The 10,452-nt window shown below is 45.9% G+C and carries 15 protein-coding genes; 7 read left to right on the forward strand and 8 right to left on the reverse strand.

What is annotated here, in order from left to right:
* Positions 1–5: 5 nt before the first annotated feature.
* The 5 genes from IM507_RS21065 to IM507_RS21085 all read right to left on the reverse strand — a co-directional run bounded on the left by IM507_RS21065 (position 6) and on the right by IM507_RS21085 (position 3,417).
* A complete protein-coding gene (locus tag IM507_RS21065) occupies positions 6–311 on the reverse strand; it encodes a 50S ribosomal protein L23 (RefSeq protein ID WP_002753910.1) in 306 nt (101 codons plus the stop codon).
* Positions 301–933 (reverse strand): 50S ribosomal protein L4, encoded by a 633-nt coding sequence (gene rplD / locus IM507_RS21070; RefSeq protein WP_002732765.1) that lies wholly within the window; start codon positions 931–933, stop codon positions 301–303. The genes IM507_RS21065 and rplD overlap by 11 nt, the downstream gene beginning before the upstream one ends.
* Before the next feature lie 20 nt (positions 934–953).
* Entirely contained in the window at positions 954–1,592 is a 639-nt protein-coding gene (rplC, locus tag IM507_RS21075; protein ID WP_002734589.1) for a 50S ribosomal protein L3, read from the reverse strand.
* Between the two features lie 818 nt (positions 1,593–2,410).
* Complete coding sequence (locus IM507_RS21080; protein WP_002732427.1) at positions 2,411–2,749, reverse strand: P-II family nitrogen regulator; 339 nt, start codon at positions 2,747–2,749, stop codon at positions 2,411–2,413.
* Positions 2,750–2,931: 182 nt separating this feature from the next.
* The gene (locus IM507_RS21085; RefSeq protein WP_069475527.1) at positions 2,932–3,417 is read right to left on the reverse strand and encodes a DUF4079 domain-containing protein; all 486 of its coding nucleotides are present in this window, start codon (positions 3,415–3,417) and stop codon (positions 2,932–2,934) included.
* Between the two features lie 198 nt (positions 3,418–3,615).
* Here IM507_RS21085 and IM507_RS21090 point away from each other — a divergent pair, with 198 nt between their 5' ends.
* Together IM507_RS21090 and IM507_RS21095 are read left to right on the forward strand one after the other, a co-directional pair.
* Positions 3,616–4,275, forward strand: coding sequence for a phosphoribosyltransferase (locus IM507_RS21090; protein ID WP_002732903.1), 660 nt, complete (start codon positions 3,616–3,618; stop codon positions 4,273–4,275).
* 206 nt (positions 4,276–4,481) lie between these two features.
* Positions 4,482–5,609, forward strand: coding sequence for a lamin tail domain-containing protein (locus IM507_RS21095; RefSeq protein ID WP_002734271.1), 1,128 nt, complete (start codon positions 4,482–4,484; stop codon positions 5,607–5,609).
* Positions 5,610–5,853: 244 nt separating this feature from the next.
* Here IM507_RS21095 and IM507_RS21100 read toward each other — a convergent pair whose 3' ends face one another.
* Entirely contained in the window at positions 5,854–6,156 is a 303-nt protein-coding gene (locus tag IM507_RS21100) for a YkvA family protein (RefSeq protein ID WP_002732007.1), read from the reverse strand.
* A 245-nt stretch (positions 6,157–6,401) separates the two neighbouring features.
* Here IM507_RS21100 and IM507_RS21105 point away from each other — a divergent pair, with 245 nt between their 5' ends.
* Genes IM507_RS21105 through accD form a run of 3 tightly spaced genes read left to right on the forward strand, consistent with a single transcriptional unit; the run spans position 6,402 to position 8,432 of the window.
* Entirely contained in the window at positions 6,402–7,211 is an 810-nt protein-coding gene (locus IM507_RS21105; protein ID WP_069475526.1) for a prepilin peptidase, read from the forward strand.
* 41 nt (positions 7,212–7,252) lie between these two features.
* Positions 7,253–7,462, forward strand: a complete 210-nt coding sequence (locus tag IM507_RS21110; RefSeq protein ID WP_069475525.1) for a hypothetical protein — start codon at positions 7,253–7,255, stop codon at positions 7,460–7,462.
* Between the two features lie 19 nt (positions 7,463–7,481).
* Positions 7,482–8,432 carry an acetyl-CoA carboxylase, carboxyltransferase subunit beta gene (gene accD, locus IM507_RS21115; RefSeq protein WP_149107427.1) on the forward strand — a complete coding sequence of 317 codons (951 nt, stop codon included), beginning with the start codon at positions 7,482–7,484 and terminating at the stop codon, positions 8,430–8,432.
* 88 nt (positions 8,433–8,520) lie between these two features.
* Here accD and IM507_RS21120 read toward each other — a convergent pair whose 3' ends face one another.
* Positions 8,521–8,904, reverse strand: a complete 384-nt coding sequence (locus tag IM507_RS21120; protein WP_002734059.1) for a Fur family transcriptional regulator — start codon at positions 8,902–8,904, stop codon at positions 8,521–8,523.
* A 31-nt stretch (positions 8,905–8,935) separates the two neighbouring features.
* Here IM507_RS21120 and purS point away from each other — a divergent pair, with 31 nt between their 5' ends.
* Positions 8,936–9,193: a phosphoribosylformylglycinamidine synthase subunit PurS gene (gene purS, locus IM507_RS21125; RefSeq protein ID WP_002732994.1), complete on the forward strand. Its 258-nt coding sequence runs from the start codon at positions 8,936–8,938 to the stop codon at positions 9,191–9,193.
* Between the two features lie 85 nt (positions 9,194–9,278).
* Positions 9,279–9,977 (forward strand): phosphoribosylformylglycinamidine synthase subunit PurQ, encoded by a 699-nt coding sequence (purQ, locus tag IM507_RS21130; protein ID WP_002732490.1) that lies wholly within the window; start codon positions 9,279–9,281, stop codon positions 9,975–9,977.
* 56 nt (positions 9,978–10,033) lie between these two features.
* Here purQ and IM507_RS21135 read toward each other — a convergent pair.
* Positions 10,034–10,452: RNA-guided endonuclease TnpB family protein (locus IM507_RS21135; protein WP_287637688.1), on the reverse strand; the 419-nt coding region annotated here is incomplete at its 5' end.

The following is a 10,452-nucleotide window of genomic DNA, read 5'->3' on the forward strand; positions in this document are numbered from 1 at the left end:
GGTGGTTATACGTCGGGATAGAGGGCGATCGAGTCGCCAGCTGCTAGGGTCACGATCGCACGTTTGTATTGGGGTTTGTAACCGAGGAAACGGCCGACGCGTTTTTTCTGACGAGAGGGGCGGCTGGTGTTCACTTTCGTTACTTTCACGTCAAACAGCAATTCGATCGCCGCTTGAATTTCCGGCTTGGTCGCTTTCAAGGCGACATCGAAAACGTATTTATTTTGTTCTAGGAGTAGGGTGGCTTTCTCGGTCACGATCGGTTTTAGGATCAGATCGGCGAGTTGTCTGGCTTCAGTTCTAAGCACCATAGACCTCCTCAATTTTAGCTAGGGCTGCGGCGGTGGCGATAACTCGATCGGCTAGGATGACATCATAGACGTTGAGACTATCGGCGCGAATAATTTTGAGATTGCAGATATTACGTCCCGATAAATAGACATTTTCGGGAATTTCCGTCAAAATCAGCAGAATTTTTTCCTCTGGACTGGCTCCCCAGCGACTTAAGGCAGCGGTGAGTTCTTTGGTTTTGGGTTGGGAGAATTGTTCAGCGAAGCTTTCCACCACGATAAAGTTATCGGCCTGGCTGATCAAAGCGGTTCTCAGGGCTAATCTTTTCTCTTTGCGATTGACCTTAACCTCAAAATCTCTCGGTTTTGGTCCGAATATGACACCGCCACCACGCCAGAGGGGAGAACGGATCGAACCGGCCCGGGCGCGACCGGTGCCTTTTTGCCGCCAGGGTTTGCGACCACCGCCGCGCACTTCCGAGCGGGTTTTGCTGGAGGCATTACCTTGGCGGGCCGCCGCTAGATGGCTGACGACGACGCGGTGAATTAGATGTTTGGCGGTTTCGGGTTTAGCGGTTTTCAGTTCCAGGGTGCCTGTTCCCGCTTCTTCCCCTTGCCAATTTTTGACTGTGTAGTTAACCATGGCTTTAATCTTTCCTTGCCCTATTTACCAAATTTCTTGGCGGGGGTGATGTTTAACAGGGTTCCTGGTTTACCCGGGACGGCTCCTTTGATCAGGATCAGGTTGCGTTCGCTATCGATTTTGACCACGGACAGTTTGCGGATGGTCACTTGGGTGGCTCCGTATTGTCCAGCCATTCTCTTACCCGGGAAAACCCGGCCGGGGGTAGTACCGGCACCGGTGGAACCGGGGAGACGGTGGTTTTTGGAACCGTGGGTCATGTTACCGCGCTTGAAGTTATGGCGTTTTTGATAGCCGGAGAAACCCCGTCCGATGGTGGTTCCAGCCACATCGACTAAATCGCCCTCTTGGAAGATAGCGGCGGTAATTTCTTGGCCTAAAGTGTAGGCGGATGCGTCCTCGAGGCGGTATTCGATTAAATGCCGCAGGGGGGAGACACCGGCTTTGGCTAAATGACCGAGTAGCGGTTTGTTGAGGGCTTTTTCTTTGACGGTTTTGTATCCCACTTGAATGGATTCATAACCGTCGGTTTTTTTCGTTTTGACTTGGGTGACGGGACACGGACCGGCTTGAACGACGGTGACGGGAATGGCGACTCCCGTTTTGTTGTCGAAGATTTGGGTCATGCCCAGTTTTGTACCGAGGATACCGATAGACACGGATTGTTCTCTTTATCTTTACTAGACGACAATCAAAAATAACGTGGCCGTGGCTATAGGAGCGAGAAAAATCTTTCCCGCTTTATCAGCCTGCCCAACTTGAATGACTTTTTTGGAGTTATTTAAGCTGGCATCCCGTTAAATTCGTAAGTAGGACTAGACAGGGTTGCTGGTTCTGCCTAGATTGTTGCTGGTCTTTGTTTCTTGGGGACTTAAAGGGTTTATCTTCAGTATCCCGGCGAAGACCGAGCGACCAAGGCGGTTCTGCTCAGTAGTGCCTTTAGCACCACCTAAGACCGATTTTGGCCACGATCAAACATTATATAACATTTGTGACTTTTTAGGCAAGAGGTTTTTTCAGTCACCGGCAATGATCCTATCTAGTCTGGCTGAAGGAAGGGGGGACAATGAGGTTGAAGTCTAGGCTGGGTGCAGGGTCTAGCCTGTGGTTTTTTGGGAAAATCTCCTCGCTGTCACCCTTGAAATTGATTAACTTAATTCTCTCGTCTTCATTGCGGGGAAAGTCTCAAGGTTTTTCCCTATCCCCCACACCCTGTCTTACTTTCAATCTGCTTGTCACCCCTTCAGGTTTCTGGCACTTTTTTAGCCAAAAAATTCGCAAAACTCTTTTATAGCAAGGCTTAAACTGATATTCAGCAGATTGCAATTATAGTATTTATCTTAATGGTGAGGTACAAAGTTTTGGTTTGGGGGAATCGGTCGTTGGTGGTCGCTATCAAATTAGGTTACACTGCTTGATGGGGATTAGTTTCAATGGGGGGGATGACAGGATTGTACTATCATCCCTTGTTTGGACGTTAAATCGCTTGCAGGTCTTTTTCTCCGGTACGGATGCGGACGATCTGTTCCACGGGGGAGATGAAGATTTTACCGTCTCCGATTTCACCGGTACGGGCTGCCGAAATCAGCTTATCGACGACCATATCGACTTGCTTATCTTCGACGACGATCTCGATCTTGAGTTTTTGGAGAAATTCGACGGTGTACTCGGAACCGCGATAACGTTCCGATTGACCTTTCTGACGACCGAAACCTCTAACTTCGGAGACAGTCATGCCGACAATGCCCGCGTTAACTAGGGCGAGTTTCACCTCTTCCAGTTTAAAGGGTCGGATAATCGCTTCTACTTTCTTCAAAATATCTATCTCCTCGTTGCGTGACGATACCTTCTTGGTGAATTAACTGTTAATTCTAAACGCAGAATCCCGACAATAGCGCTTAAAGTCATGATTTCTTCAATTATTGGCCTTGGCCACAGTCTTCACCGTGAAAAATTTCTGGGTGGGAATTGGCCCACCCGCAGCCATAAATAAACCAACTAGAGAGATAATCCTAACTGAAGACCAAAAACACCGTGAACCAGCAGTAAAATTAGGGCAATACTGCCGATATAGGCGTGAACAGTCCGGAAAAGTTCTTTTTTCCCGCCAGCGAAGCCAGTTAGGGACAATAATCCATTAAAAGCTAATAAACCGATGGCGATCGATCCTGTCCAGAAATGGCTGCTTTCGAGGATGGGATGTTTCTGCATGACTAGGGATAAAATACCGCCGGTGTAACCGAGAGTGATAAATAAAAACAGCCAGGGGGCGAGTTTGCGGTGATCAGCCCGATTTTTGGCTACTACTTCCCCATCTTGGCTTAAACGGCTTTGCCAACCAGCATAGGCAGTATAACTACCCATAACTAAAACCACGATCCCCATCATGACTGGATGTCCCCAATGAACGATCGGTTCGGGAGTTCCGAGACTGCGAAAGGCAGCGGCGATCGGCTCTAGCGCATCACTTAAACTTTGATTCATGTTTGTTACCTAACTTTACAAAACCCTTTTGCCTAAGATTTTAGCCGATCTCCAGCCTGGAAAAACTGCGGTTAGCTGAAAAAATGTCAAGCCTTCGCTAAATTTCTTAACATTTCCCCTAGAGATGAGCGGAGAAATATAGAATAAAGGCAGGGGAAACTAGGGATCCCCATGGGGATTAGCCCCTAGGAGGGCATTATGACTTATCTGCTCAAAGATCGGCGGTCGGCTGGGAGACTGTTAGCTATTTACTTGACAGAATATACCAATAGTGCTAGAGCGCTAGTGTTGGCTTTGCCCCGGGGTGGGGTTCCGATCGCCTTTGAAATTGCCCAAAGGTTACATTTACCGCTAGATCTGTGTTTGGTGCGAAAATTAGGTGTACCGGAGCGCAAAGAGTTAGCTTTTGGGGCGATCGGTCAGAATGGGGTGCGGGTAATCAATGAAAGTGTTGTTGAAGACTTGCACCTATCGGAGGCGATGATGGAACGGGTAGCAAAGGAAGAAATGATCGAATTAGAGCGACGTGATCGTTTGTATCGAGGTGAACGCCCCTTTCCGGACGTGACGGGAAAAACGATTATTCTAGTAGATGATGGGATCGCTACGGGAGCAACGATTAAAGCGGCGATTCTGACCCTTAAGGCTGAAAATCCCGCTGCTATTATTATTGCTGTTCCTGTTGCCCCGCCGGAAGTCTGTGATCAATTAGAAAAATTAGTTGATCGAGTAATTTGCCTACATAAACCCTACGAATTGAGATCAATTTCTCTTTGGTACGAGGACTTTTCCCAAACCAGCGATGAGGAGGTGCAAACACTTTTGTCCACCGTCGATAGTTCTTTGATTTCAGTTTAGGGAGATGGGCTAGATAAACTCTCATTAAACCAGCGATCGCTGACTAGAGTGTGACACTTCATAATTCTTAGTAATCGCTAAAAGTTTTACTATACAAGGGCTAGAGCAACTGTTGATTTCAATGACTAGGTGCGGAATGTAGGATAAAAATTACCGAAGAGCCACTTTTCCGTATATTATGCAGTTAGTCATTGGAGAAAATTATTATGACAAAATCAAAATCAACCATTACGGGCGGCGATGATGCCCCCGTGTTTGTACCAATCGAAAAACCAGCCAATGGTCGAATTATTGTTCATAATGACGAGTGGGTTTTAAGCGATGCTGGTTTTCAATCGGTATCTGATACCGCGACTTTTGCGTTGAATGTTGCCACATATTTTGTAGGAACGACACAGGGAAAATTTCATGTTTTGTCCAATAACTTTGGATTGGTCGGCGCAACGCTTGAGCGTACCATGACTGGTGCTGGGCATACTTGGACAAAAGGCATGAACATTGCCATTAATGCGGTAGCATTGGCTCAATATGATGCCATTTTTGTAGGTGGCGACCCAGTTGATAATCAAGTATTAATTGATTATGTCAAAAACGGCGGTAAAGTCTATCTTTGCGCAGGCACAGGGCATGGTGGCAGCCAAGCAGAGGCGCGTCAATGGAATACGTTTTTGACAGCTTTTGGTTTGAAATTTGACGGCGTTTATAACAACATCAGTGGTAGCCTAGCGGTTACCAGCCCAAGCCATCCATTGTTTAGCAATGTGAAAACCCTTTATCAAAACAACGGCAATTCAATCAGTTTATTACCAAATGCCACTGCCAACATTGTAATGACTGGTAGTAATCAAGGGCTGATTGCAACCGCAGACTATATTAATCCAAATGCACCAGCACGGTCTGAACCTACGCCTTCGCCAGCAACTTCTGAGCCACCTAAACCGAAGACCATCGAAACAGAAGAGTTTAGCATCACCGCAGAGGATGACGTGTTTATGTCTAACTTGGTTTATAAAGGACTGGTTAAGAAAACACAATCTGACGAATATGTTGAGCTTAGCAATCGCGGCAATCATCCCGTCAATATTTCAGGTTGGAAAATCACTTCGGTCGGCAGTGCCAGGCAGCAATTTACTTTCCCAGCAAATACTGTTTTAGCGTCTGGCAAGACTTTTCGGGTTTATACCAACGAAGTACATTCTGAAACTGGTGGTTTTTCTTTTGCCAGTAAAACGGCTATTTGGAATGACGCTGGCGATGAATTGAACCTGTATGATGCGATGGGTAAGAAAATTTCCACACTGGCGTATGGCATTGCTCGAACTAAAAAAAGCTGACCGAACGCGGGGCGAGGGGAGAGCATCTCATTTATGCAAGCGAGTAATTATACTTATCCATAAAACTGGTTTCTAGCAATGCTTTCAAAATAGCTTGACATAAAAACCTGATTTAGGGGTTACAAAGGTGAGATGCTCCCGATGGGCTGTGGGGTGTGAGGAGACCAATTCGTGGGCGTTGCGGGGGGAGAGTAAATAACAGCAATCTCCTGAATTCAGAAGTCAAAATTGAGACTTCCGAATTCTAACTTCTGACTTCCACAGCATCGGTATCAACGGTATTGGTTGGGGAAGAAACTTCAGTTTGATTATTTACTCTCCCGGGACGGCGAGTGCGATAATCAAGAACTAATCGCGATAATTCCGTGGTTAAAAGGGTGAGGACAATACCATCATCGATCCAACCAATAATCGGGAAAATGTCAGGAGAAATATCGAGGGGGCTAAAAAGATAAACCATAGTTCCCAGAATGATAATCCAACGATATTTAGGGTGAGTAATTTTGCTGCTGTACCAGTTGTAAAAAGATTCAACAATCGGTTTCATTAATTTGTCCTCGTTGACTGCGATAGTTTAATTTTGTCAGGTTCCCCTTGGGGCTGATAGTGCGGTTTTACACCCATTATGTAGGGTTATCCCCGCTAATTATCCACTAAAAAAGCCCAGAAGAAAATTCACCTTTAGGGATGAACCTGAAATATTATTACTGGATGCTTAAGAGGGGAGATAGTGGCATCTTTATCACCTATAATAGGCGATGACAAACTAATCAATTATCTGCCAGTTTAAGGATGGAAACCCTCTTTCATCTAGTTACTTTTGCCTTTGTCTTCGCTTTGGGTGCCTCGGTGGGCAGTTTTTTAAACGTGGTCATCTATAGATTACCTCAGGGGATATCTCTAGTTTATCCCCCTTCCCACTGTCCGAAATGTCACCATAGGTTGGGGAAAAGCGAGAATATACCCGTTTTCGGCTGGTTATGGCTAGGGGGTCGCTGTCGCTGGTGCAAAACCCCGATTTCTGTCCGTTATCCAGCGGTCGAAACTTTTACCGGTTTGTTATTTTGTCTGGTTTTAGGAGATTTTAGCTTTTCTTGGCAGACCCTCGGCTATTGGATTCTCCTCAGTTGGTTATTAGCTTTAGCTTTGATTGATTTTGACACGATGACGCTTCCTAACTCCCTCACCCAATCGGGATTAGTTTTAGGGATAGTTTTTCAGACTCTTTTAGGTTGGCAAAATAATCAAAGTGTTGTCTATCTTTTTTCAGCGATCGCTAGTGCGGTTTTAGGAGTCTGGTTATTTGATCTAATCCGGTGGGGGGGGAGTTTTGCTCTCGGACAACAGGCCATGGGGGGAGGAGATGCGAAATTAGCGGCCATGATCGGTGCTTGGTTAGGATGGCAAGCATTATTAGTCACCGCTTTTCTGGCCTGCGCTATTGGGGCGGCGATCGGTATTATGGGCATTTTTCTTGGTAAAATGGGGAAAAAACAAGCTATACCCTTTGGGCCATTTCTTGCCCTCGGCGCTCTGATGAGTGTCTTTTGGAGTGATAAGATCATCTCAGCCTATCAAACCATTTTTTTCCCTTTGTTGTAAAAAAGTTATCCTGTAATTAAATCTTGATACAATAGTCTTCCGTGTCTTGGATCACCATTAGAACAACCCCCAGTAGTTGGGAAGCCGATTGGCTGCAGGAAATGCTCAAAGCTCACGACATCCCCAGTCGCGTTATCGCTATTGGCCCTGGTATTTATTGCGGCCAGGGTCATCAGTCCGCTCTACAAGTACGTCCCCAAGATCGCTGGACAGCACTTTTGTTATTAAGTCCTCTAGAAGAAAGTCGATAAATTATCTTTATTTTAAACTATGTCTCTATTTGATTGGTTTGCAAATCGCCAAAAAACAGAACCCAAGGTTCAACAACAACAGGAGCGGGAAATAGCCGACGGTTTATGGACAAAATGCCCCAATTGCGGCGTTTTGGCCTATACGAAGGATTTATTAGCTAATCAACTGGTGTGTCTCGATTGCGGTCATCATAATCGGGTGGAAAGTGAAGAAAGAATTCGCCAGTTAGTGGATGCTAATACTTGGAATTCCCTTGATGAACAGATTCGACCGACGGATCCGCTCAAATTTCGCGATCGGAAAAGTTATAGCGATCGCCTGCGGGAAACCCAAGAAAAAACCGGTCTGACGGATGCTGTCCGGACGGGAATGGGGACGATCGACGGTTTACCCTTCGCTTTAGGGGTGATGGACTTCCGTTTTATGGGGGGTAGCATGGGATCGGTGGTGGGAGAAAAACTCTGTCGTTTGACGGAACGCGCTACTGATGAAAGTTTACCCCTGGTGATCATCTGCGCTTCCGGCGGAGCGAGAATGCAGGAAGGAATGTTAAGTTTAATGCAGATGGCCAAGATTTCTGGCGCTCTTAACCGGCACCGGGAGGCAAAATTACTCTATATTCCCGTCTTGACTAATCCCACCACGGGAGGAGTCACGGCCAGTTTTGCCATGTTGGGAGATATTATTATCGCTGAACCGAAGGCTACTATCGGTTTTGCTGGTAAACGGGTAATTGAACAGACTTTGCGCGAGAAATTGCCGGAAGGTTTCCAAACATCGGAATACTTATTAAAACACGGGTTTGTCGATGCGATCGTTCCCCGTACCCATCTCAAGAAAACCCTCGCTCAATTAATTAGTTTACATCAGCTCTTTTTCCCCTTGTTATCCCCCCTCAACAGTCATCATCAATACAGTCAACCGGAGTTAATCCCCCTGAAAACAGCCCAGGGACAAACAACAGTTTAACTGTTCTAAGACGGCTCTGGAGTTGCCAGCCCGAGCATTTGTACTAAAATTTTCCCGATCAGCAGTTTAAATGTAGTACACACCACACTTAGCTGGGTTGACAGCGATCGCAAAGTCCAAAAAATTCGAGAGTATGGTAATAAACCTTGAATTGGTGGGATTTTTCGAGTTTTTCTTCCAATTCATGAACGGGACACTCATTAAAGACGATAGACCGACCGCAATGAATACAGGTAAGATGGTGTTGATCCTGCTGAACGGAACTGTAGAGGGATTCTCCTGTGGCTAGGGTTCTCACCTGCACTGCACCCTGTAATTTTAGGGATTCTAGGGCGCGGTAAACAGTGGCTAACCCCATATTTTGGTCACGCTGACGGAGTTCCACAAACAATTCCTGAGCGGATACTGCCCGATTTAAGGTTTTGAGTAAGTGGATAATGCGCTCTTGCGATCGGGTGCGTTGGGATTTCATATCAAAAAGGTCAGCGATCAAAGTTAATTCTATGCCAAAAAATTATCAGTGCTTTATTTATGTTACCCTGCGCCCTTCGGTTCTCGATCCGGCGGGTACAGCGGTAGAGTCGGGATTAAAGCAATTAGGTTATGATACTGTGGCCGGGGTGCGAATTGGTAAGTATATTGAGCTTACCGTGACAGCAGCAGACGAAACCAGCGCCCGCGAACAATTGGATCAAATGTGCGATCAACTATTGGCTAATCCTGTAATTGAAAATTATCGCTTTGATTTGCATTGTCAGTAGATAGAAGTCAGAAGACGGGAGGTAGGGCAAATAATTAAAATTTATCTGTCACCTTCTGCTAAAAAACTTAACCAAGTTAAAAATTATGAAGTTTGGGATTATTGTTTTCCCCGGATCGAATTGCGATCGAGATGTGGCAACGGTGACAGAGGGTATTTTTCAGCAACCCACCCGCTATATTTGGCATCAAGAGACGGATCTAGGGGATGTGGATGTGATTGTGGTGCCGGGGGGATTTAGTTACGGCGATTATTTGCGCTGTGGTGCGATCGCTCGATTTTCGCCAGCGATGAAAACTGTCCGAGAAGAAGCCGAAAAAGGTAAATTAGTTTTAGGCATCTGTAATGGTTTTCAGGTATTAACGGAAATTGGGCTGCTACCCGGTGCGTTAATTCGTAATCGCGATTTACATTTTATTTGCGATCGAGTGCCGGTAAAAGTGGAAAATAATCAATCTGTCTGGACGCGAGGCTATCAACCACAACAGGTGCTTAATTTGCCCATTGCTCACGGGGAAGGGCGTTATTATGCCGCAGAAGATACGTTAAAATCCCTGGAGGATAACGGTCAAATTCTCTTTCGTTACTGCACTCCCACAGGAGAGGTAAATGAGTCAGGAAATCCTAACGGATCGTTAAATAATATTGCAGGAATTACCAATAAAGCAGGAAATGTGCTAGGAATGATGCCCCATCCCGAACGGGCTGCCGATCCGCTGCTCAATTTGACCGATGGTAGTTTGTTATTTCGGGAGATAACAGGTAATTGTGCTGTTTTGATGTAAGGAATGTTGACATCCTCGCCGCCGTAAAACGGACGGCGATTCCCAAACCTCACGATTTAGGTTTCTGCTTGGGGTCCCGAAGGATTTTTCGCACCTGCCTTAACAGATTTACTCTGTTCTGGTCTTATGGTCGCTCGACAGACTGACACCGCAAGCCCTGCGGCCAAAATATTTTTACTGGCGTTAATATCTCGGTCATGGTGCGTCCCACAGTCTGGACAGTCCCACTCTCGAACATTTAACGGCATTTTCTCAGCAATATACCCGCAATTACTACACCTTTTAGAGCTAGGAAACCATCTATCTATTTCGATGTAATTTCTTCCGTACCAAAGGCATTTATAGGCTAATTGTCGAGTGATTTCTCCCCAACTAACGTCAGATATTGCCTGAGATAACTTGGGGTTTTTGACCATATTCTTGACGGCTAAATTCTCAACCACAATCGTTTGGTTTTCACGAACTAATTGAGTGG

It is taken from the genome of Microcystis sp. M20BS1 (assembly GCF_020245305.1).
GTDB classification, from domain to species: domain Bacteria; phylum Cyanobacteriota; class Cyanobacteriia; order Cyanobacteriales; family Microcystaceae; genus Microcystis; species Microcystis ichthyoblabe_A.

Bases quoted from the DNA above. Each gene is read 5' to 3' on its own strand.
- IM507_RS21065 (WP_002753910.1), bottom strand. From the start codon at position 311: ATGGTGCTTAGAACTGAAGCCAGACAACTCGCCGATCTGATCCTAAAA.
- rplD (WP_002732765.1), bottom strand. From the start codon at position 933: ATGGTTAACTACACAGTCAAAAATTGGCAAGGGGAAGAAGCGGGAACA.
- IM507_RS21085 (WP_069475527.1), bottom strand. From the start codon at position 3,417: ATGAATCAAAGTTTAAGTGATGCGCTAGAGCCGATCGCCGCTGCCTTT.
- IM507_RS21090 (WP_002732903.1), top strand. From the start codon at position 3,616: ATGACTTATCTGCTCAAAGATCGGCGGTCGGCTGGGAGACTGTTAGCT.
- IM507_RS21095 (WP_002734271.1), top strand. From the start codon at position 4,482: ATGACAAAATCAAAATCAACCATTACGGGCGGCGATGATGCCCCCGTG.
- IM507_RS21100 (WP_002732007.1), bottom strand. From the start codon at position 6,156: ATGAAACCGATTGTTGAATCTTTTTACAACTGGTACAGCAGCAAAATT.
- IM507_RS21105 (WP_069475526.1), top strand. From the start codon at position 6,402: ATGGAAACCCTCTTTCATCTAGTTACTTTTGCCTTTGTCTTCGCTTTG.
- accD (WP_149107427.1), top strand. From the start codon at position 7,482: ATGTCTCTATTTGATTGGTTTGCAAATCGCCAAAAAACAGAACCCAAG.
- IM507_RS21120 (WP_002734059.1), bottom strand. From the start codon at position 8,904: ATGAAATCCCAACGCACCCGATCGCAAGAGCGCATTATCCACTTACTC.
- purS (WP_002732994.1), top strand. From the start codon at position 8,936: ATGCCAAAAAATTATCAGTGCTTTATTTATGTTACCCTGCGCCCTTCG.
- purQ (WP_002732490.1), top strand. From the start codon at position 9,279: ATGAAGTTTGGGATTATTGTTTTCCCCGGATCGAATTGCGATCGAGAT.